This is a genomic window from Corynebacterium sp. 32222D000AT (assembly GCF_053546955.1).
Genome location: NZ_JBPPVW010000013.1, coordinates 20,955 through 42,585, shown reverse-complemented (window position 1 = coordinate 42,585; position 21,631 = coordinate 20,955). Strand labels below are relative to the sequence as shown.

General features: G+C 65.5%; 18 protein-coding genes. 7 read left to right on the top strand and 11 right to left on the bottom strand.

Annotation, left to right across the window (positions count from 1 at the left end):
- The first annotated feature begins 183 nt into the window (after window positions 1-183).
- The 4 genes from ACEE23_RS08555 to ACEE23_RS08540 all read left to right on the top strand — a co-directional run bounded on the left by ACEE23_RS08555 (window position 184) and on the right by ACEE23_RS08540 (window position 3,478).
- A complete protein-coding gene (locus ACEE23_RS08555; protein WP_368520834.1) occupies window positions 184-1,239 on the top strand; it encodes an efflux RND transporter periplasmic adaptor subunit in 1,056 nt (351 codons plus the stop codon).
- The gene (locus ACEE23_RS08550; protein ID WP_368534286.1) at window positions 1,221-1,487 is read left to right on the top strand and encodes a hypothetical protein; all 267 of its coding nucleotides are present in this window, start codon (window positions 1,221-1,223) and stop codon (window positions 1,485-1,487) included. The genes ACEE23_RS08555 and ACEE23_RS08550 overlap by 19 nt, the downstream gene beginning before the upstream one ends.
- 23 nt (window positions 1,488-1,510) lie before the next feature.
- Window positions 1,511-2,185, top strand: coding sequence for an ABC transporter ATP-binding protein (locus ACEE23_RS08545; RefSeq protein WP_448872293.1), 675 nt, complete (start codon window positions 1,511-1,513; stop codon window positions 2,183-2,185).
- A 102-nt stretch (window positions 2,186-2,287) separates the two neighbouring features.
- Window positions 2,288-3,478: an ABC transporter permease gene (locus tag ACEE23_RS08540; RefSeq protein WP_448872286.1), complete on the top strand. Its 1,191-nt coding sequence runs from the start codon at window positions 2,288-2,290 to the stop codon at window positions 3,476-3,478.
- A 138-nt stretch (window positions 3,479-3,616) separates the two neighbouring features.
- On the opposite strand, the gene guaA is transcribed toward ACEE23_RS08540, so the two are convergent.
- Window positions 3,617-5,197, bottom strand: a complete 1,581-nt coding sequence (guaA, locus tag ACEE23_RS08535) for a glutamine-hydrolyzing GMP synthase (RefSeq protein ID WP_448872284.1) — start codon at window positions 5,195-5,197, stop codon at window positions 3,617-3,619.
- A 172-nt stretch (window positions 5,198-5,369) separates the two neighbouring features.
- Here guaA and ACEE23_RS08530 point away from each other — a divergent pair, with 172 nt between their 5' ends.
- The gene (locus ACEE23_RS08530) at window positions 5,370-6,740 is read left to right on the top strand and encodes an amino acid permease (RefSeq protein WP_448872282.1); all 1,371 of its coding nucleotides are present in this window, start codon (window positions 5,370-5,372) and stop codon (window positions 6,738-6,740) included.
- Between the two features lie 198 nt (window positions 6,741-6,938).
- Here ACEE23_RS08530 and ACEE23_RS08525 read toward each other — a convergent pair whose 3' ends face one another.
- Together ACEE23_RS08525 and guaB are read right to left on the bottom strand one after the other, a co-directional pair.
- Window positions 6,939-8,087 carry a GuaB3 family IMP dehydrogenase-related protein gene (locus tag ACEE23_RS08525; protein ID WP_368520829.1) on the bottom strand — a complete coding sequence of 383 codons (1,149 nt, stop codon included), beginning with the start codon at window positions 8,085-8,087 and terminating at the stop codon, window positions 6,939-6,941.
- A 77-nt stretch (window positions 8,088-8,164) separates the two neighbouring features.
- The gene (gene guaB, locus ACEE23_RS08520; protein ID WP_368520828.1) at window positions 8,165-9,685 is read right to left on the bottom strand and encodes an IMP dehydrogenase; all 1,521 of its coding nucleotides are present in this window, start codon (window positions 9,683-9,685) and stop codon (window positions 8,165-8,167) included.
- A 133-nt stretch (window positions 9,686-9,818) separates the two neighbouring features.
- On the opposite strand from guaB, the gene ACEE23_RS08515 reads away from it, so the two are divergent.
- Window positions 9,819-10,190, top strand: a complete 372-nt coding sequence (locus tag ACEE23_RS08515; protein ID WP_368520827.1) for a DUF5319 domain-containing protein — start codon at window positions 9,819-9,821, stop codon at window positions 10,188-10,190.
- Between the two features lie 84 nt (window positions 10,191-10,274).
- Here the strand turns inward: ACEE23_RS08515 and ACEE23_RS08510 are convergent, their stop codons facing one another.
- Window positions 10,275-11,090, bottom strand: coding sequence for a hypothetical protein (locus ACEE23_RS08510; protein ID WP_448872279.1), 816 nt, complete (start codon window positions 11,088-11,090; stop codon window positions 10,275-10,277).
- Between the two features lie 62 nt (window positions 11,091-11,152).
- Window positions 11,153-11,713 carry a sigma-70 family RNA polymerase sigma factor gene (locus ACEE23_RS08505; protein ID WP_368520825.1) on the bottom strand — a complete coding sequence of 187 codons (561 nt, stop codon included), beginning with the start codon at window positions 11,711-11,713 and terminating at the stop codon, window positions 11,153-11,155.
- Between the two features lie 405 nt (window positions 11,714-12,118).
- Between ACEE23_RS08505 and ACEE23_RS08500 the strand changes: the two genes are divergently transcribed.
- Window positions 12,119-12,436, top strand: coding sequence for a WhiB family transcriptional regulator (locus tag ACEE23_RS08500; RefSeq protein ID WP_368520824.1), 318 nt, complete (start codon window positions 12,119-12,121; stop codon window positions 12,434-12,436).
- A 109-nt stretch (window positions 12,437-12,545) separates the two neighbouring features.
- Here the strand turns inward: ACEE23_RS08500 and ACEE23_RS08495 are convergent, their stop codons facing one another.
- The 6 genes from ACEE23_RS08495 to tsaD form a co-directional block, all read right to left on the bottom strand.
- Entirely contained in the window at window positions 12,546-14,909 is a 2,364-nt protein-coding gene (locus ACEE23_RS08495) for an ATP-binding cassette domain-containing protein (RefSeq protein WP_368520823.1), read from the bottom strand.
- 134 nt (window positions 14,910-15,043) lie between these two features.
- Window positions 15,044-16,657 (bottom strand): chaperonin GroEL, encoded by a 1,614-nt coding sequence (gene groL, locus ACEE23_RS08490; protein WP_368520822.1) that lies wholly within the window; start codon window positions 16,655-16,657, stop codon window positions 15,044-15,046.
- Between the two features lie 18 nt (window positions 16,658-16,675).
- Complete coding sequence (gene groES, locus ACEE23_RS08485) at window positions 16,676-16,969, bottom strand: co-chaperone GroES (RefSeq protein ID WP_070769183.1); 294 nt, start codon at window positions 16,967-16,969, stop codon at window positions 16,676-16,678.
- 341 nt (window positions 16,970-17,310) lie between these two features.
- Complete coding sequence (locus ACEE23_RS08480) at window positions 17,311-18,708, bottom strand: L-serine ammonia-lyase (RefSeq protein ID WP_448872275.1); 1,398 nt, start codon at window positions 18,706-18,708, stop codon at window positions 17,311-17,313.
- 274 nt (window positions 18,709-18,982) lie between these two features.
- Window positions 18,983-19,408 (bottom strand): hypothetical protein, encoded by a 426-nt coding sequence (locus tag ACEE23_RS08475; protein ID WP_368520820.1) that lies wholly within the window; start codon window positions 19,406-19,408, stop codon window positions 18,983-18,985.
- Window positions 19,409-20,507: 1,099 nt separating this feature from the next.
- Window positions 20,508-21,560 (bottom strand): tRNA (adenosine(37)-N6)-threonylcarbamoyltransferase complex transferase subunit TsaD, encoded by a 1,053-nt coding sequence (tsaD, locus tag ACEE23_RS08470; protein WP_368520818.1) that lies wholly within the window; start codon window positions 21,558-21,560, stop codon window positions 20,508-20,510.
- Window positions 21,561-21,631 lie beyond the last annotated feature (71 nt).

The following is a 21,631-nucleotide window of genomic DNA, read 5'->3' as shown; positions in this document are numbered from 1 at the left end:
ACGTGATTTTCACCCGGCTATGTATTTTTCCGGGAAATCATTCTCAGGGAGGATTAAGGTGAGGGTTTTCGCGTCCATAGTTAGGAGCTGCCAAAAACTTGCCCGTCTGCCACCCCCGCGGTGCCAGAGCCTTAAATCCTGCCTTTGCCCCAAGGCCTTTACTCAAAAGGAGTACTAGCTGTTATGGCCATCGAGCCCGCTACCGCTAAGAGGAAAACCAAGAAGCCGCTGATCATCGGCGCCATTATCGCCGTGGTTGTCCTCATCCTCGGCGCGCTTGCCTGGTCCTGGTACGCCAGCGTGGCCAGCGGGAGCGTCCTGCAGGCCGACGACGTCACCGAGGTCACCCGCGGGGACGTCACCAACGCGGTCAGCGCCAACGGCACCGTGGCCGCCCGCGAAGAGGCCGTACTGTCCACGCGCCTGACCGGCCCGGTCTCCAGCGTGCGCGTGGGCGACCGCGTCCAGGCCCATCAGCCCCTGGCCGTCATTGACACCACCCCGGAGGAGCAGGAGCTGGCCGGCCAGCGCGCCACCCAGCGCACCGAGCTGCGCTCCGCCCAGAACCAGGTGGCCGACGCCCAGGCCGAGCTGGATCGCCTCTACACCGCCGCCGCCAACGGGGAGACCGAATCCGCCGCGACCGGGGCGACCGGCGAGGGCGAGGAGGGCGCCGCCGCCGCAGCCGGCGACATCCAGACCCAGATCGCCGCCCAGGAACGCGCCCTGGCCCGCGCCCAGGAGGACGTCTCTGCCGCGCAGGAGTCGGCCAACCTGGCCAACGCCGGGCTGGAAAACTCCATCAACGCCGGCACGCTGTCCGCCCCCTTCGAGGGAGTGGTGACCGCCCTGAACGCCCGGGAAGGCAGCCCCGCGGAAGGGCCGGTGGCCACCGTGGCGGACGACTCCACGCTGGAAATCCGCACCACCGTCAACGAGGTCGACATGCCCAACCTGCGCCCGGGCAACCGGGTGACGTTTACCTCCCCGAGCGCCCCGGGCAAGGAATTTGCCGGCAAGGTCACCGGCATCTCTCCGGTCGCCCAGCAGCCCAAGGCCGCCGCTGGCGCCGGCGCCGGCGGGGATAGCGCCGCGCTGGCCGGACAGGGCGGGGCCACCAAGGCGACCTTCCCAGTCACCATCGAGGTCACCGCGACACCGAGGGCCTGCACATCGGCTCCACGGCAAAGACCAAGATCGTCTCCGCGGAGGAAAAACACGTGCCCACCGTGCCGCTGACCGCGATTCTCAGCGAGGGGCAGCGCGCCTTCGTCCTCGTGGCCGAGCCCGCCGGCGACAACCCAGACGAGGACGGCTACCGCGTGGTCAAGCGCCCCGTGACCGTGGGCATTACCAGTGCCTTCGCCGCGGAGCTCAAGGGCACGGAGGTCAAGCCCGGCGAGATCGTGCTCACCCAGACCCGCGACCACGAGGATCTGGTCGATCAGAACGTCACCATCGCCGGATTCGAAGGCAGCCAACAGTGACCGAGAACCACGCCCTCATCGACATGCGCGGCATCGTCAAAAGCTTCAACGTCGGCACCGAAGGGGGACTGACCGTCCTGCCGGGCTGCGACTTCCAGGTCCCCCGCGGGGAATTCACCGCCGTGGTCGGCGCCTCCGGTTCCGGCAAGTCGACCCTGATGAACATCATCGGGCTGCTGGACCGGCCGAGCGCGGGCACCTACCTGCTCGACGGCATCGACGTGCTCGATAGCACCGACGACCAGCTGGCGCACTACCGCAGCCAGGCCATCGGCTTCGTCTTCCAGAACTTCAACCTGGTCGGCCGCATCAGCGCCGCCAAGAACGTGGAAATGCCCCTAGTCTACGCCGGCGTGCCCGCCAAGCAGCGCGCGCAGCGGGCCGCGGAGCTGCTCGAGCTCGTCGGCATGGCCGACCGCGCCCACCACCTGCCCAACGAGCTGTCCGGCGGGCAGAAGCAGCGCGTGGCCATCGCCCGCGCGCTGGCCAACGACCCCGATATCCTGCTCGCCGACGAGCCGACCGGCGCGCTGGACTCGCACACCGGCCGCCGCGTGATGGACCTTTTCCACACGCTGCACCGCGAGCACGGCAAGACCATCGTGTTCATCACCCACAACCCGGAACTGGCCGAAGAGACCGAACGCACCGTCACCATGCGCGACGGCATTTTGCAGGAGGAGCCCCGTGAGCATTAAGGAATCCGTCTTCCTGGCGCTAACCAGCCTGCGCACCAACAAGATGCGCTCGTTTTTGACGCTGCTGGGGTCATCATCGGCATCGCCGCGGTCATCGCCATCATGACGCTGAGCGCCTCGCTGAAAAACCAGTTCCAGCAAAACCTGGACGACGCGGGCATCAACAACCTCAACGTCGATGTCACCTCCCGCCCCGCCGAGGGGGAGGAGGACGCCGAGGACCCGGCGGCCATGTACGGCTCCGGCGAGAGCATCGATAGCGCCTCGCTGATTAGCCCCGATCAGCTCGAGCAGCTGCGGGAGCACATGGGCGACATGGTCACCGGGATCGGCGTGGGAGAAAACTCCGCCACTTTCGGCAAGGTCTCCATGGACAACCAGCTCGTGCCCCAGGAGTTCTCCGCGACCACCCGCGGCATCAACCCGGACACGGCGCTGATTAACGGCGACCCGCTGGCGGCCGGCCGGGACATCGAGGACGCCGACATCGACGGCGCCCGCCCGGTGGCCGTGCTCAACGCGGACCTGTCGGAAAAACTCTTCGGCGCGGACCCGCACAACGCGCTCGGCCAATTCGTGGAATTTACCCCGGAGGAAGGCAACGCGGTAGATCTGATGGTCGTCGGTGTAAAGGCCCGGGAGGAATCCGCCGGCCTGCTTAGCGTCAACGCCGAGGATCTCAGCCTGACGGTCCCCTACCCGCTGGCGGCGAATTACTCGAAGCAGCCCGGCGCCGGCGAGGCTTTCAACCACCTGACGGTCCAGGTGGCCAACTCGGTCGACAAGCAGGCCGCGGCCGACCGCCTGCGCGCGGCCTTAGACGAGATTTACGCGGACAACGACGCCTACCACGCCAAGGTCACGGACTTTAGCCAGGACATGGCCAGCTTCAACCAGGTCATTACCTCGCTGAGCATTGGCCTGGCCGCCATCGGCGGCATCTCGCTGCTGGTCGGCGGCATCGGGGTCATGAACATCATGCTGATCACCGTCACCGAGCGCACCCGGGAGATCGGCGTGCGCAAGGCCCTGGGGGCAACCCGCCGGGATATCCGCTGGCAGTTCGTCACCGAGGCCATCATCGTCTGCCTGGTCGGCGGCGTCATCGGCATCATCCTCGGCGCCCTAGCCGGCATGGCCGGTTCCGCCGCGATGGGGCTCCTCGCCTTCCCGCCACTGTCCGCCGTGGTCATCTCCCTGCTCTTCGCCCTCGCCATCGGCCTGTTCTTCGGCTACTACCCCGCCGGCAAGGCCGCTAAACTCGACCCCATTGAGGCCCTGCGGTACGAGTAGCTGGCCCCGCCGGACTGCTAAAACCGCGAAAATACACAAACCCGCCGCCGCTACCAGGACACGTTCCTGAGGTAGCGGCGGCAGGTTTTTATGCTGAAAGGCGCGTGCCTTCAGCTGAAGCCGGTTAAGCTTTCCGGCTTATTCCCACTCGATGGTTCCCGGCGGCTTGGAGGTCACGTCGAGCACGACGCGGTTGACTTCCTCGACCTCGTTGGTGATCTTGGTGGAGATCTTCTCCAACACGTCGTAAGGGATGCGGGTCCAGTCCGCGGTCATGGCGTCCTCGGAGGAGACCGGGCGCAGCACGATCGGGTGGCCGTAGGTACGGCCATCGCCTTGGACGCCGACGGAGCGCACGTCCGCCAGCAGGACCACCGGGCACTGCCAGATCTCAGCGTCCAGGCCGGCGTTGGTCAGCTCGGTGCGGGCGATGAGGTCCGCCTGGCGCAGGGTCTCCAGGCGGTCCTCGGTGACCTCGCCGATGATGCGGATGCCCAGGCCCGGGCCCGGGAAGGGCTGGCGGTTGACAATCTCTTCCGGCAGGCCCAGCTCGCGGCCCACGGCGCGGACCTCGTCCTTGAACAACAGGCGCAGCGGCTCGACCAACTCGAATTCCACGTCGTCCGGCAGGCCGCCGACGTTGTGGTGGGATTTGATGTTCGCGGTGCCGTCGCCGCCGCCGGATTCCACGACGTCCGGGTACAGGGTGCCCTGCACCAGGTAGTCCACGGTGGAGCCTTCCGGGGCGTCATCCAGCACGCCGGCGACGGCGCGCTCGAAGGAGCGGATGAATTCCGCGCCGATGGCCTTGCGCTTGTCTTCCGGGTCGGTCTTGCCGGCCAGCTTCTCCAGGAAGGAGGCGCGCTCGTCCACGGTGACCAGCTTGGCGCCCGTGGAGGCCACGAAGTCCTTTTCCACCTGTTCGCGTTCCCCGGCGCGCAGCAGGCCGTGGTCCACGAAGACGCAGGTCAGGCGGTCGCCGATGGCGCGCTGCACGAGGGCGGCGGCCACGGCGGAGTCCACGCCGCCGGACAGGCCGCAGATGGCCCGGCCGGTCTCGCCGACCTGAGCGCGGACGTCGTCGATGAGCTGCTCGGCGATATTATCGGCGGTCCAGTTCTGCTCCAGGCCGGCGATCTCGGTCAGAAAGCGGGTCAGCACTTCCTGGCCGTGCGGCGAGTGCAGCACCTCCGGGTGGTACTGGACGCCGGCCATCTTCTTGTCCACGCACTCCATGGCGGCCACCGGGGCGCCCGCGGAGGAGGCGGTCACGGTGAAGCCTTCCGGGGCGGCCGAGACCGCGTCGCCGTGGGACATCCAGACCTTGTGGGTTGCTTCCAGACCGGCGTGCAGCACGCCGGACTGGTCATCCACGTGCAGGTCGGTGCGGCCGTACTCGCGCTCCCCGGTGGAGGAGACGGTGCCGCCCAAAGCGTGGTTCATGGCCTGGAAGCCGTAGCAGATGCCGAAGACCGGCACGCCGAGCTCCAGCAGCTCCGGCTTCAGGGCCGGGGCGCCGTCGGCGTAGACGGAGGAAGGACCACCGGAAAGGATCAGCGCGGCCGGGTTCTTGGCCTTGATCTCCTCCACGGTGGCGGAGTTGGGAACTACCTCGGAGTAAATCTGGGCCTCGCGCACGCGACGGGCGATAAGCTGCGCGTACTGAGCCCCGAAATCCACCACGAGGACTGGACGAGGGGTAGTGGAAGGCTTAGTCACCCCGCCAGTTTAACGCATAGACGGCCCGACGCTATAGCCTGGCCATCCCCCGCAACCTCCCCGCCTCGCGCCCGGTTGCAGAATCAAGCAATTCCCCCGAACTCATGCCCCGCGGTTTATCACTCGTCTATGCTAGAGTGTCATATTTCACACCAGACGAGGAGGAGAGGTAATGAGCACTCCCATCCACGGCGACGAGCTGCCTGAGCAACATAGCCCGGAGCATATTGCGCAGTCGCGCGAAGAATTCGACTTAGAGCACATCCACGAAGAGGACATCCAAGACCCGGTGGAGGGCGAAGACTCCCCCGCCGGCTCCGATCTGACGTGGGCTATCACCCTGTTCGGCACCGCGGTCGGCGCGGGCATCCTCTTTTTGCCGATTAACGCCGGCAGCTTCGGCTTCTGGCCGCTGCTTATCGCCACCGCCTTCATCGGGCCCGTGGTGTTTTTCTCCCACCGCACCTACGCGCGCATCGTCGCCGCCTCCCCCATCAAGGGCCTGGACGTTTTGCAGGTCATCACGGCGCTGACCGGGCGCAAGCGCGGGCTAGCCACGGCGCTGCTGTACTGGCTGGCCATCTACCCCACCGTGCTGATCTACGGCATCAGTATCACAAACACCGTCGACAGCTTCATCGTCAACCAGCTCGGCGGCCCGGAAATCAACCGCTGGGTGCTGGCCAGCGTCTGTATCGGCGTGCTCACCCTCGCCTTCGCCGCCGGCAAGAAGGCCGTGCTCTGGCTGGGCAACGCGCTGGTCTACCCGCTGATTATCGCCCTGGCGGTGGTCTCCATCTACCTCATCCCGCAGTGGGACCTGGCCAGCTTCTACAGCTACCAGTCGGACACGCCCCTGTGGAAGTCCCTGCTGCTTATCCTGCCGGTGCTGGTCTTCTCCTTTAGCCACATGGCGGCGCTGTCCCAGTTCGCGCTTGATGCCCAGCAGGGCCACGGCGATGACGTCGCCAGCACCGAGCGCCAGGTCTCCCGGGTGGAACTTATCACCGCCTGCCTGCTGGTGACCTTCACGATGTTTTTCGTCTGGTCCTGTTCCATGGCCATGGGCGCGGAAGGCATGGACGCCGCGGGCGAGGCCAACATCCCGATCCTGTCCTACTTCGCCAACGTTACCCACACCCCGTTCATGGCTTTCCTCGCCCCCGTGGTGGCCATCTGCGCCATCGCCTCGTCCTTCTCCGGCCACATGCTGGGCACCGAGGAGGGCACCAAGTACATCTTCCGCGTGCTCGCCCCGCGCACCGCGGACAAGCTCACGGGCAAAAAGCTCACCTACGTCATCTACGTGATGGTCTTTATCGGGTCGGTCGCCGTGGCGGTCTACAACCCGTCCATCCTGGACTTCATCTCCGTCGTCGGCGGCATCTTCGTCGCCTTCTTGGTCTACATCGTGCCCATGCTGCTCTTCCGCAAGGCCACTGCCTTCAAGCACTACGCCACCCGGCCGGACACCATCTTCGTCTTCGTTGTGGGCCTTGTCATCATGGCCGTCTCCGCCTGGGACATCGTCGCCGGCAGCTAGGACCGCCGCCGCGCTTAAACGGTCCGACGCGACTGGACCGGGAGTCTGCACGCAGGCCCGGGAGTCCGCGCGCAAAGACGCGAAGGAGGGCATCGCCGTGCTTGGCGATGCCCTCCTTTACTTTCTCGACCAGTGCCTCCCGGGTTTCGGGCGCTCTAGCTTTCCGGGGTCGTACTTTGTGCCGCGTGCCTTCCCGGCTTAGCCGCGGATGGCGAGGTTGACCTTCTGGAAGGACTTCAGGTCCGTGTAGCCGCACTTGGCCATGGCGCGTTTGAGGCCGCCGACCAGGTTGAACTGGCCGAAGGGCTCGTTCGACGGGCCGTGCAGGACCACCTCGAGGCTCGGGGCGTTGTGCTCGACCTCGCCGTCCAGGAAGTCGACGTCCAGGTCGCCCGGGACGGCGGCGGCGTAGTCCACGAAGCCGCGCGGGAAGCGCGGGTGGCCGGCCGCGGCCGGCCAGTACCAGCCCTTGCCGCCGGCCTCGCGGGCCGAGGCCAGAAGCGGGCCCAGGACGACGCCGTCGGCGCCGCAGGCCACGGCCTTGGTGATCTCGGCGGAGTTGACGAAGTCGCCGTCGGCCAACAGGTGCACGTAGCGCCCGCCGGTCTCGTCCAGGTAGTCCCGGCGCGCGGCCGCGGCATCCGCCACGGCGGTGGCCAGGGGCACGTCGATGCCGACGGTCTCCGGGTTGGTGTTCACGCCGCCGCCCACGATGACGCCGGCCGCGCCGGTGCGCATCAGGTGCAGGGCCGTGGTGTAGTCCGCCACGCCGCCGGCGATGACCGGCACGTCCAGGGAACCGATGAATTCCTTCAGGTTCAGCGGCTCGCCGCCGGTGCTGACGTGCTCGGCGGAGATCAGGGTGCCCTGGATGAACAGCAGCTCCGCGCCGGCCGCGATGACCACCGGGGCCAGCTCGCGGGCGTTTTGCGGGGACACGCGCACCGCCACGGTCACGCCGGCCTCCCGCACCTGGCGGATGCGCTCGGTCAGCAGGTCGGTGTCCAGGTCCGCGGCGTGCAGCTCCTGCAGCACGGAGTTATCCCCCGGCTGGGAATAGACCTGCTCGAGCGCGGCCTCCAGGTCCACGTGCCGGCCCCATAGGCCCTCGGCGTTGATAACGCCCAGGCCGCCCTGCTTGCCCATCTCGATGACGAATTCCGGCGTGGCCAGGGCGTCGGTCGGGTGGGAGACGAACGGGATGTCGAAGGTGTAGGCGTCGATGTGCCAGGTGGTGTCCACGTCCTTCGAGGACCGCGTGCGCCGGGTGGGCACCAGGGAAATATCGTCCAGGTCGTAGGTGCGCTGCGCCTGCCGCCCCAGTCCGATTTCTACGTAGTCGCGCATGTGCTGCTCCTTGTCTGTGAGTGTTGCGACGTTGCGGGTAGTGCTACGTGTCGTTTAACGGGTCTTCTACGCGCTGCTTAGCGGTAGTTCGGGGCCTCGGCGGTCTGCTGCAGATCGTGCGGGTGGGACTCGCGCAGGCCGGCCGCGGTGATGCGGACGAAGCGCTTGGTCTTGAGATCCGCGATGGAGGCCGAGCCGGTGTAGCCCATGGCCGCGCGCAGGCCGCCGATGATCTGGTGGGTGATCGCGTCGATCTCGCCGCGGTAAGGAACCTTGCCTTCCACGCCTTCCGGCACCAGCTTGTCCTCGCTCTTGACGTCGGCCTGGAAGTAGCGGTCCTTGGAGTAGGAGCGCTTCTCGCCGCTCAGGCCGCGGCCCTGCATGGCTCCCATGGAGCCCATGCCGCGGTAGCGCTTGTACTGCTTGCCGCCCACGACGACGATGTCGCCTGGGGCTTCCTTGGTGCCGGCGAACATGGAGCCCAGCATCACGGTGTCGGCGCCGGCGGCCAGGGCCTTGGCGACGTCGCCGGAGTACTGCATGCCGCCGTCACCGATGATCGGAACGCCGGCGGGGCCGGCTACGGCGGCGGCCTCCATGATGGCGGTGATCTGCGGCGCACCCACGCCGGCGACCACGCGGGTGGTGCAGATGGAGCCCGGGCCGATGCCGACCTTGATGGCGTCGGCCCCGGCGTCGATCATGGCCTGGGCGGCCTCGCGGGTGGCCAGGTTGCCGCCCACGACGTCGACGCGGTGGCCGAAGTCCTTCTTCACGCGGGAGACCATCTCCAGCACGCGGTTGTTGTGGGCGTGGGCGGAGTCGACGACTAGCACGTCGACGCCGGCGTCCACCAAGGCGCCGGCGCGCTCGTAGGACTCCTCGCCGGTGCCGATGCCGGCGGCGACCAGCAGGCGGCCGGAGGAATCCTTGGAGGCGTTCGGGTACTGCTCGGACTTCACGAAGTCCTTGACGGTGATGAGGCCGACCAGCACGTTGTTGTCGTCCACGATGGGCAGCTTCTCGACCTTGTTGTTCGACAGCAGCTTCAGGGCCTCGCTCTTGGACACGCCCTCCTTGGCCACCACCAGCGGCATGGAGGTCATGATGTCCGAGACCTTGCGCTGGAAGTCCGGCTCGAAGCGCATGTCGCGGTTGGTGCAGATGCCCAGCAGGACACCCTTGTCATCGACCACCGGCAGGCCGGAGATGCGGAACCGCGCGCACAGGGCGTCGACTTCCTCGATGGTCATGTCCGGCGAGGCCACCACCGGGTCGGTAACCATGCCGGACTCGGAACGCTTGACCGTTTCCACCTGCTCGGCCTGCTCCTGGGTCGACAGGTTGCGGTGCAGCACGCCGATGCCGCCCTGGCGGGCCATCGCGATAGCCATGCGCGCTTCCGTGACCGTGTCCATGGCCGCCGAGGACAGCGGGATGCCCAGCCGGATGTTGCGGGTAAACTGCGCCGAGGTGTCTACCTCCGAAGGCACGATATTGGATTCGGCCGGCAGCAGAAGCACATCATCAAAGGTCAGCCCATTGAGCAGGATCTTATCCGGGTCGTTTCCCCCAGTTTGCACGCGGTTGTCAGTCATCTTGAGTGCCCATCTCCTTAACACGAAGCCGAATTTTGGTGGTATGCACCCTAACTGTAGTGCCTTTTAGCGCCACATCGTGAGTCCGGGGGAGAATTGCCTAAGTCTGGTTGAGTAAATAGGCTTCTAAACTGTGAACTTTTTCGCCAATATGCCCCGCGACCCATTTGCCGACGACCCCAATGATCCCGCCTCCTTCCTGGAAGAAGACGAGCAGGCACAGCCGCTGAGCCAAGAGGAGCGCGCCGCCGTGATCCACGACCTCGCCTTGGTCCAGGAATTCGCCCGCGCGCTCGGGCCCCGCGGAGTGGACGGAATCTTCTTCTACTGCGAGGACTGCCAGGAAAACCACTTCTACGAGTGGGACATCATGGCCGCCAACATGCGGGCAACCCTGAACAACGAGCTCGCCCCGGTGCACGAGCCGGGCGCTGAGCCGGACCCGAACCGCTACGTGCCCTGGGACTACGCCCTGGGCTACCTGGACGGCCTCGACGCACGCTAAAACCGCCCCCGGCGAAAGGTGGGCTCCACCCCACCCCGCCAAGAGCGGTTTAGTTAAAAGACGTTTTCTAAAAGGACCTAGCTGCTACTGCTGCACCTGCGGCGGAGCGAGTTCACCGTCGTTTTCCTCCGGGGAAGCGCTCGGCTCCTCCGTGGGTTCTACCGGTGCGGGCAGCGGGTTGGGCAGCCCGGTCTCGGTCACCGTAACCGTCACGGTCTGGGTGGCCTTCTCCGTCACCGTGGTCGGCTCCGGGGCAGGAGCCGGCTTGTTGGCCTCCGCGTCCTGCTCGGGCGGCAGGGTCTCGGTCACCGTCTCCGTCGGGCGCGGGCGGGCCACCCGCGACGAGCGGGCCTTGTTCTGCTTGACCTCGGCGTCGGCTTCCTTCTCTTCAGCGAGGTTGAGCATCTTGCGGGCCTCGGCCAGCAGGGACTGCGCGCCCTCCCAGTCGCCGCTGGCGGCGCGGGACTCGATCTCATCCAGCTTGCCGGCCAGCTCGACCGACTGCGGATCGTGCTGGGCACCAAAGCCCTGGGTGTTGTAGACGACCGCGCCGGCCCCGGCGATAACCAGGGTGGCCGCGGCCGCACCAATGAGGCCGTGGACGAACGGGCGCGGGCGCTTGGCCTTACGGCGATCCGCCAGCGAGGCCACGGAGGCCCCCGCGGCGTTCCCCGCGTCCTCGGCCGACTCAGCGCCTTCGAGGGGAGCCACCACCGGCACCGGCGGCAGCGGCCGGTGGACCTCGTTACGCAGGTCCATGAACAACGCTGCTAGCTCGTCGCTGCCGTCACTGGGGTCTTTTCCTGCGGATAGATCGGTCAGGAAGTGATCGTCATCAACTAAGGGCTGCAGCTGATCGGCCAAGTCATTAGTGTCATCGGGCCGACGTCGCTTTGACATGATCATCCCTCCTTTCCGATCCTGCCGTGCAGGATATTTTAAAAAAATCTGGTTTTTAGTTGTTATTGAGATTCAGCCAGCCGCTTGCGCAACTGCCCGAGGGCTCGGTGCTGAGCTACCCGGACCGCGCCCGGAGTAGAACCTACGGCTGCGGCTGTTTCCTCCGCGGAAAGGCCCACGAACACCCTTAAAATCACAATGTTGCGAGCCTTTTCACTTAATGTATCGAGTAACTCGCGAACTCTGTTACTTCCATCTGTAACCAGCGCGTATTCCTCCGGGCTGTGGCCGGAGGCCGTCTGTTCCGGCAGGTCCTCGGTGGGCACCGAGTGGTCGCGCCCCAAGTTGCGGTGCGCGTCCGCCACCTTGTTAAAAGCGATGCCGTAGACGTAGGCCATGAACGGCCGCCCCTTGTCCTCGTACTTGGGCAGGGAGGTCGCCACGGCGAGGCAGACCTCTTGCGCCACGTCGTCGGCCGTCGGATGGCGGTGACCGCCGATCCGGGCGCGGCAGTACCGCACCACCTGGGGGTGGATCAGTCGGATGACCTCTTGCAGAGCCCGGCGATCGCCCGATACCGCCGACGGCACCAGGGCCGCTAGCTCGGTCTCGGAATCACTCACGGTTGGGCTCTACTTTCTCAGTTACGGTTTCACAGCATCGCCTCGGCCCGGGCACCCGGGAAGGGGTGCGGGAGCGGGCGCGGGCTCGGTTCGGAAATTAGCCGTCTCAGAACTATACCGATGATCAGCGTCTAATTCATCATCGTGATTTTACTTTTAGTTACGGCACGGAGTCTGCCACCTGGCTCTTTCTACCCCGAAGGTAGTAGCCCACGCCGTGGTAGACAAAGTTCACCAAACTTTAACCTTTGCACATATGGCCAGGCCAGGCAACTAATTACCAAGATTTACATAACCAGAAAACCAGCTGGCAACCAGCTGGCAACCAAACGTTTACCAATCCGGACCACACTGCCAAATCGGAATACTTCAAGTCCCGAATTAACCAATTGAGGAGATTTCGTCGTGTCACAGCCGCATCTGCTTCCCGGACCCAACGCAGATTTTTGGGAATGGCAACTGCATGGAGCATGCCGCGGGAAGAACTCGGATGTTTTCTACCACCCGGACGGGGAACGCGGCCGTGCCCGCGCGCAGCGTGAAAACCGCGCGAAGGCCATCTGCAACGCGTGCCCGGTCATCGAGCTGTGCCGCGAGCACGCCCTCCAGTCCGCTGAGCCCTACGGCGTCTGGGGCGGCATGTCCGAGTCCGAGCGCTCCCACGCCCTGCGCGCCCGTAACAAGCGCGCCCAGGTCACCAAGGTCGCCCCGGTTTCCGTCTAGGCGGTTTCCCGTTAGGGCTTGACCCCTACCGCCACTGGCGCACAGGCCACCGCGCTGCCCCATAGTGCAGCCTGCTGCCCTGCGCCCGGTGGCGCCTTTTTGTGGCTGCCTAGACCTCGTGGGCCAGGTAACGGGCCAGGTAGCTGCCGGTGACCGAGTCCGCGACTTCGGTGAGCCCGCGCAGGCTCGTGCTGGCCACGAGGCGGCCGCCGGCCGAGCCGGCCCCGGGACCCAAATCGATGACGTGATCGGCGTGGGCGATAACCGCCGGGTGGTGCTCGACGCAGACAACGGTGTGCCCGCTGTCGACGAGTTCGTCCAAAAGCTCCAGCAGCACCTGCGTGTCCAGCAGGTGCAGGCCGGTGGTCGGCTCGTCCAAGATGAGCACGTCGGCCGTCGCCTTCTTATCGGCCATATGCACGGCCAGCTTCAGCCGCTGGCGCTCCCCGCCCGACAGGGTGTTGAGCGGCTGGCCTAGGTGGATATAGCCCAGGCCGACGGTACGCAGGATCTCGCAGATTTTCGCCGCGGCCGGCACCCGGGATTCCTTGGCGGCGAAGAACTCGGCGGCCTCCGCGGCGGGCATGTCAAGGACCTCGGCGATGTTTAAGCCGCCGAAGGTATACGCCAGCACCTCCGCGGAAAAGCGCTTACCCTCGCAGACCTCGCAGGGCACGTCGACCCCGGTCATCACGCCCAGCTCCACGTAGACCACCCCGGCGCCGTTGCAGTTCGGGCAGGCGCCGGCGGAGTTGGCCGAAAACAGCGCGGGCTTAACCTCGTTCGCCTTGGCGAAGGCCTTGCGGATGGGCTCGAGCGCGCCCGTGTAAGTCGCCGGGTTCGAGCGCCTCGACCCGGTGATGGTGGCTTGGTCGACCATGAGGACGCGGCCGTCCTCTATAAGCTGCTGCGGCAGGCAGGCCAGCAGCGAGGACTTGCCCGAGCCGGCCACGCCGGTAATGGCGGTGAGCACCCCGGTGGGGATGTCGACGTCGAGGTCGCGCAGGTTGTTTTCGCTCGCGCCGCGCACCTCGATGGCCCCGGTGGGCGTGCGGACCTCCTCCTTGAGGCCGGTCTGCAGGCCCAGCGCCCGCGCGGTAGCCGTGTCCGCCTTTGCGAGTTGCTCGACGGTGCCGGTGAAGACGACCTCGCCGCCGCTCTGCCCGGCGCCGGGGCCGAGCTCCACCACGTAGTCGGCGATGTCGATGGTCGCGCGCTTGTGCTCGACCACGAGGACGGTATTGCCCTTGTCCCGCAGGCGCAGCAGCAGGCGGTTGAGGCGCTCGATGTCCTGCGGGTGCAGGCCCGCGGTCGGCTCGTCGAAGACGTAGGTGATATCCGTCAGCGCCGAGCCCAAGTGCCGGACCATGCGGGTGCGCTGCGCTTCCCCGCCCGAGAGGGTGCCCGCCGGCCGGTCTAGGCTGAGGTAGCCCAGGCCGATCTCCACGGCGCTGTTGACCGCCTGGCGCAGGTTGTCCACCAGTGGGGCCACGCGGGCATCTTCCAGGCTCTCCAGCCAGGAGTAGACCTCGGTCAGCTCCCATTGGGAGACCTCCGCGAGGGAAACACCCGCGATATAGGACCGGCGGGCGTGCTCGGCCAGGCGGGTTCCCTCGCAGGCCGGGCAGTCGACGAAGCGGGCGGCGCGCTCGACGAACTCCCGCATCTGTTTGGGCAGCTGCTGCGGGTCTTTGGACAGCGTCGAGCCCTCCAGCCTCGGTACCAGGCCCTGGTAGGAGATGTTGATGCCGTTGACCTTCACCTTGACGTCGTCGAGGTAGTACAGCGCGTGCTTTTGTTCGTCGGTGAACTCGGCGACGGGCACGTCCGTGGGGTACAGCCCGGACTGGGCGTAGCTCTGCCAGGTCCAGGAGCCGACCTTGAGGCGCGGGACGATGATGGCGCCGTCGTCGAGGCTGAGCGTCTCATCCACTAGCGCCGTGAGATCAATGTCGGTGACCCGGCCGGTGCCGCTGCAGTCCGGGCACATGCCGCCGGTGCGCTGGAAATGGGTGACTTCCTTCTTCGCGCCGGCCTTCTCGACCTGGATGGCGCCCTGCGCGCTCACGGAGGGCACGTTGAAGGAATAGGCGGCCGGGCCGCCGGCGTTCGGCTCCGCGATGCGGGAGAACAGCACGCGCAGCATACCGGTGATATCCGTGGCCGTGCCGAAGGTGGAGCGCGCGTTGGCCGCCAGCGGCTCCTGGCCTACCACGATGGCGGCGGTCAGGCCCTCGAGGCGGTCGACATCGGGGCGGGCGGTCTGCGGCATAAAGCCTTGGACGAAGCCGGGGTAGGTCTCATTGACCAGCCGCTGGGACTCGGCCGCGATGGTGTCGAAGACCAGGCTGGATTTGCCGGAGCCCGACAGCCCGACGAAGACGGTCAGCTGGCGCTTCGGGATATCGACGCTGATATCGCGCAGGTTGTTATCCCGCGCGCCGGTGACGCGGATGAATTCTTGTTGTGGCACGAGACATAGCTTAAAGCACGATGAAGGGCCCCGCCGGCTGGCTAGCCGGGCGGGGCCCTCGGGCTCTTTTCAAGCGGAAGGTCCGCCGATTACTCGGCGGAGCCGGTCTCCCGCGCGCGTGAGCTCACGCGGTTTTAGTGATGGTGGTGGCCCTGGGAGGACTCTTCTTCCTCGGCGGGCTTTTCCACGACGGAAGCGTCGGTGGTCAGCACCATGCGTGCCACGGAGGTGGCGTTGACGACGGCGGAGTGGGTGACCTTGACCGGGTCGATGATGCCGTTGTCGATGAGGTTGCCGTACTCCAGGGTGTGGGCGTTGAAGCCTTCACCGTTGGGCATCTCGGCCACGCGGTTGGTGACCACGGCGCCGTCCTCACCGGCGTTGGTGGCGATCCAGTAGGCCGGGCGGGACAGCGCCTTGGCTACGGAGAGCACGCCGGTCTTGGCCTCGCCCTCGAAGTCCTGGGCGAAGGTCTCCAGCTCGCGCGCGATCTGGACCAGGGCGGAGCCGCCGCCGGCGATGACGCCTTCCTCGACCGCGGCGCGCGCGGCGTTGATGGCGTCCTCGACGCGGAGCTTGCGCTCGTTGACCTCGGTCTCGGTGGCGGCGCCGACGCGGATGACGGCCACGCCGCCGGACAGCTTGGCCAGGCGCTCCTCGAGCTTTTCCTTGTCCCAGGTGGAGTCGGTGCGCTCGATCTCGCGGCGGATCTGGCCGCGGCGCTCCTCGACGGCCTCGGCGGTGCCGGCGCCGTCGACCAGGACGGTGTCTTCCTTGGTCACGGTCACGCGGCGTGCGGAGCCCAGAACCTCGAGGCCCACCTCGTTGAGGTTGATGCCCAGCTCCGGGTCCACGACGGTGGCGCCGGTGACGACGGCCAGGTCGTCCATGAAGGCCTTGCGGCGGTCGCCGAAGTACGGGGCCTTCACGCCCACGACCTTCAGGACCTTGCGGATGGAGTTGACCACCAGGGCCTGCAGCGGCTCGCCCTCGATGTCCTCGGCCATAATCAGGGTCGGCTTGCCGGACTCGGCGATCTTCTCCAGCAGCGGCAGGAAGTCCGGCAGGGAGGAGATCTTGTTGCGCACCAGCAGGATCTGGGCGTCGTCGAGCACGGCGTGGTTGGTCTCTTCCTCCGTCGCGAAGTACGGGGAGAGGTAGCCCTTGTCGAAGGAGATACCTTCGGTGACATCCACGGTGGACTCCATGGTCTGGGATTCCTCCACGGTGACCACGCCGTCCTTGCCGACCTTTTCCATCGCGCCGGCGACCATCTCGCCGATCTCCGGGTCGCGGGAAGAAACCGTGGCGACCTGGGCGATTTCGGAGGCGGAGTTAACCGGGGTGGCGCGTTTCTTGAGCTCTTCCACGGTCTTCTCGGCGGCCGCGGCAATGCCGCGGTTCAGCTCGACCGGGTTAGCGCCGGCGGCCACGTTACGCAGGCCTTCGAAGACCAGCGCCTGGGCCAGAAGCGTCGCGGTCGTGGTGCCGTCGCCGGCGATGTCGTTGGTCTTGACAGCCACGGACTTGACCAGCTGGGCGCCCAGGTTGGCGAAGGGCTCGTCCAGGTCGATGTCGCGGGCGATGGTCACGCCGTCGTTGGTGACGGTCGGGCCGCCGAAGGCCTTGGACAGAACCACGTTGCGGCCGCGCGGGCCCAGGGTGACCTTGACGGCGTCGGCCAGGGTGTCGACGCCGCGCTGGATGCCCTCGCGGGCCTCCTGATCAAATGCAATGAGTTTTGCCATTAGTGGCTACACCACCTTTTACTTTTCGATAACGGCGAGCAGGTCGCGAGCGGACAGCAGCAGGTACTCCTGGCCGTCGTATTTCAGCTCGGTGCCACCGAACTTGGAGAAGATAACGGTGTCGCCTTCGTTGACGCCCACCGGGACGACCTCACCCTTGTCATTGGTGCGGCCCGGGCCGACGGCAATGACGGTCGCTTCTTGCGGCTTTTCCTTAGCCGAGTCCGGGATTACCAGGCCGGAAGCGGTAGTGGTTTCCGCTTCGACGATCTGGACCAGAACTTTATCTTCCAGCGGCTTGATGTTTGCCATGGTGTGATTCCTCCGTTTATGAATCAATGAGTTGTATGTGCCGGTTGCATGCATTGCCAGCACAGCCGTCGTCGCGGGTGAACAACTGTGGGTCAAACAACCTATCTAGCACTCTACCCGCGCGACTGCTAACCGACAACAACACCATTCCCCCGCCGCGCACACGCCCGCCACTCCCCTGCACCACCGGGCCGCAAAGCCATACTGCCCCACCCAGCCACACTGCCGGGTCCCTCCCCGGCCGCGGCCCAACAAAACACGCAAAAAGCCCCGCCGGCAGCTCGTGCAAGCCACCAGCGGGGCCAAGAGCAAGCCCTGCGCTTTAAACCGTCAGGGTGCTACTAGCAGGAGACCTGGGCGACGGTGAAGCCCATGGTCTTGGCCAGCCCGCCCAGGGAGGTCTCCTTGTACTTGGAGAGCATGTCCCGGCCGGTTTCTGCCATGGTCGTGACCGCGTTGTCCAGGGAGACAACGTGGGAGCCCTCGCCGCGCTTGGCCAGACGGGCGGAGTTGATGGCTTTGACGGCGCCGACGGCGTTGCGCTCGATGCAGGGGATCTGCACCAGACCGCCGATGGGGTCGCAGGTCAGGCCGAGGTTGTGCTCGAGCGCGATCTCGGCGGCGTTTTCCACCTGGGCCGGCGTGCCACCCAGCAGCTCAGCCATGCCGGCGGCCGCCATGGAGGAAGCAGAGCCGACCTCGCCCTGGCAGCCGACCTCGGCGCCGGAGATAGAAGCGTTCGTCTTGATGATGATGGCCACCGCGCCGGCAGTCAGCAGGTAGCGGTGCACGCTGTGCTTGTTGAAGCCGCGCTGGAAGTCCCGCGCGTAGTGCAGCACGGCCGGCAGGATGCCGCAGGCACCGTTGGTCGGGGCAGTAATCACGCAGCCGCCGGCAGCGTTCTGCTCGTTGACGGCCAGCGCGTAGAGGTCCACCCAGTCCATGGCCTCCAGGCCGGAGTCCTCCTCCTCGCGCTGAGCCAGCAGGTCCTGGTAGAGCTTCGGCGCACGGCGCGGGACCAGGAGACCGCCCGGCAGGATGCCGTCGGTCTCGATGCCCTGGGATACGGCCTGCTGCATGACCTCCCAGACCTGGTCCAGGTGGGCCAGCACGAAGTCCTCGCCACCTTCGTCGGCGTGGAGGAAGGCCTCGTTAGCCAGCATGATCTCCCAGATTGCCAGGTCGTGCTTCTCGCACAGCTCCAGCAGCTCATCGCCAGTGTCGAACTCGTAGGGCGCGCGCATGTTCTCCGGCATGGGCGTCGGGTTCTCCGCGGCCAGCTTGGACGCCTCCAGCTCCGCACGGGTCTGGATGAAGCCGCCGCCAACGGAGAAGTACGGCACGCCCTCAGCAATGCACTTGCCGTCGGCGTCGTAGGCCGAGAACAACATACAGTTCGGGTGGCCCGGGAAGGGCTCGTTGTCGAAGACCAGGCTGTAGTCCATGGTCCCGGTCGGGCCGGTGACACTACCCTCGCGCGGGATGTTAGTGCCGGCGACCGGCTCCGCGTCCAGCGGCACGTCCAGCGGAGTCCAGCCCACCATGCCGAGGATGACCGCGCGGTCCGTGGCGTGTCCCAGGCCGGTGGCCGAAAGGGAGCCGCGCAGCTCGCAGCGCACCAGCGCCGGGTATTCGACCAGCGAGTCCACGAAGGCCTTGGCCGCGCGCATGGGGCCGACCGTGTGCGAGGACGACGGGCCGATACCGATACTGAAGATGTCAGTCACTGTCAGGGTCATGAGGTACTCCTTTTGGTTGCTCCACTCGTGGCTCGCGCGCCTGCCGCAACCAGGTAGGGGTGCGAAGAAATTATCGCGACCGGGCGCGCCGCCTCTCACCGCCCATCCTAACGGCAAAAGCGACGCTAGGCACGTTCGCAACAGATTGTCATCTAGCTCAAGTTTTTGAGCCGTTGACCTGCCACTTTCGCCAATTGCACAAAAATTATCACCGACCCCTGTCAGGAGCCGGTGAGTGAAGGTCGCGCGACGCAGCAAAACCGCGCCCGCGGCCTTAGGCCTGCTTGTCCGTGTTGATCACGGCCGCGCGCCAGAGCTGGTATTCCTCCGGGTTGTCCTCGCGGTAGTTCAGCACGGCGCGAATGGAGTTTTCCACCCCTTCGACGATGTCATCAGTGATGTCGTCGCCTTCGGCACCCACGAAGATCACCGAGCCGGAAATCGCCCGAATCGGGTCCTGCAGGAAGGCCGAGTTGCCAGTATCAGCGGTAATACGCGCCAACGATGCCACCGGGTTCGGCTCCGCGCCCTCAGCGCGGGCATCCGGGTTGAACAGCGCAGCGTAGGTCGAGCCATCTTCCTGGAAGGCCACCGCCACGCGGTCTTCAGTGGCCCCACCCAGGAACTGGTTAGCATGCTCCAGCTCGAAGGTGATCTTGCGGCGGGTCAGGTCCGGGTTGACAAGGAATCCAATAGTCATAATTCCTAAAACTAGCCGGCCCACCAGAAAACCACACCCTGAGCAGGGAAAACTTTGGGTTAACATTCCGTGAACCAGGGGTCAATAATCTCGACGGCAGACTCTCTTATACTCAATTGCAAACAACTAGTTTGAACTGATCCTTTGGGACACAGGCACGGCGGTTCCTAGCGCCATTTACTTGTCAGGTTTATCGCCCTTCTTGCGTTGTAACTGGGTCAATACGAGACCAGCCAGAAACAGAAACGCAGAGATACCAACAATCCGTAGACCACTGGTGCCTGTATCCGTAACTCCTTTCTCGCACTTCCGGACAGAAGCAGACTGTTCAGCAAACTGGCCATTGGAGTTCTCATCTACATTCCCCTGTTGACTCAGCCCTCTTTCCAACTTCGAAGGTATATAGTTTGCTGCGTCCCAAGCCACAACGGCCGCCCATAAATACGTGGCAGTCATCAGAAAAAGTTTGACCAAAACCCAAGGTGCCGAAGACAGTGTTATCGAGGAAATAATTACCGACAAGAACGTTAAAGCTAAAAGTAAAACAAAGTAATAGGGGGCCTATTCTGATCCCTTTCAGAGGTCTGATCTATTGACACTCCAAAGTAACAGAAAGCTACGATAGCTAATGTCAACGAGGCAACACCAAAGATGATCCAGTGCTGTCGGCCCCAATCCCCAAGAAACCAATTACTAAAAAACGCGGCGAAGTTGGTCCAGAAAAAGAGAAACACTTGGTAGAAGATCAATCCCCATTTACCAACACGGTGCTTCGTCATTTGCCCTCGCTCAATGCTATCTACTTTTCCAGTAAGGTCTAGCGATTCAGATTCCATGCCACTCTCCCTAAAAACAAGTGCTCCACCAGAACAAAGTATCTTCTGCTAGCCATTTCGCCCATCTGCTAAGAGAAGAAAATTTGAGCAAGCAGAAGACCGAACTAGAACTCAACTCCCCACGCGAGTCAACATCTGCTTAAAGAGTCGAAACCAGCAGAAACCTCGTTCACCTCGGGATAACCTCCAATAGGAATTTCTCGAAGAGGGCCTGCGCCTCGCGCAATACCCCAGGGGGCTACTCCGAAAGAGAGATCAGGAGTCTAGGAACCCGCCACCACCAGCGGGGTCTCAACCTCCAGCTGGGTGTCCGTGGCGGTGGCGAGGCCGGAGGGCTCGGCGCCTTCGGTGATGAGTTGGGCGACGACGGCGGCGATCATGACGCCGTTGTCGGTGCAGAGTTTGAAGCTTGGGACGCGCAGCTCGATGCCGGCTGCGGCGCAGCGCTCGGCGGCCAGTTCGCGCAGCCGGGAGTTGGCGGCCACTCCGCCGCCCAGCAGCAGGACGCCGGCGCCGGTGTCCTGGCAGGCGCGCACGGCCTTGGCGGTGAGCACGTCGCAGACGGCCTCCTGGAAGGAGGCGCAGGTGTCTTCCACGGAGATGACCTCGCCGTTGCGCTCGGCCTGCTCGACGTAGCGGGCCACGGCGGTCTTTAAGCCGGAGAAGGAGAAGTCGTGGCGGTGGTCGCCGCGCAGATCCTCGGCCTTGCTCAGCCCGCGGGGGAACATGATGGTGGGCTCGCCGCGGGCGGCGAGCTTGTCGATGACTGGCCCGCCCGGATACCCCAGGCCCAGCAGGCGGGAGACTTTGTCATAGGCCTCGCCGGCGGCATCGTCAAGCGTGGTGCCTAGCTCCCGCATGGGGCGGCCGACGGCTTCGACCTCCAGCAGCTGGGTGTGCCCGCCGGAGACCAACAGGGCCACCGCGTGCGGCAGCGGCTTGCCCTCCAGGTTGGCTACGGCGACGTGGCCGCCCAGGTGGTTGACCCCGTAGAAGGGCACGCCCCAGGCGGCGGCATAGGCCTTCGCCGCGGAGGCGCCGACCAACAGCGCGCCGGCCAGGCCCGGGCCTACGGTGGCGGCCACGGCATCGGGGCGCTCAATACCGGCCTGGCGCAGGGCCTCCTCCATCACCTGGGGCATGGCCTCCAGGTGGGCGCGGGAAGCGATCTCCGGCACGACGCCGCCGAAGCGGGCGTGCTGCTGCATGGACGAGGCCACCGCGTCCGCCAGCACGTGCATCTGCCCGGCCTCGTCGACCTCCACGATGCCGACGCCAGTCTCGTCGCAGGAGGACTCGATTCCCAATACGATCATTGCCGTTCGCCTTCTTTAGTTTCTTGTCATTCCCACCCGGCCGCGCTGGGGCCCGGCACCAGGCTGGTTGT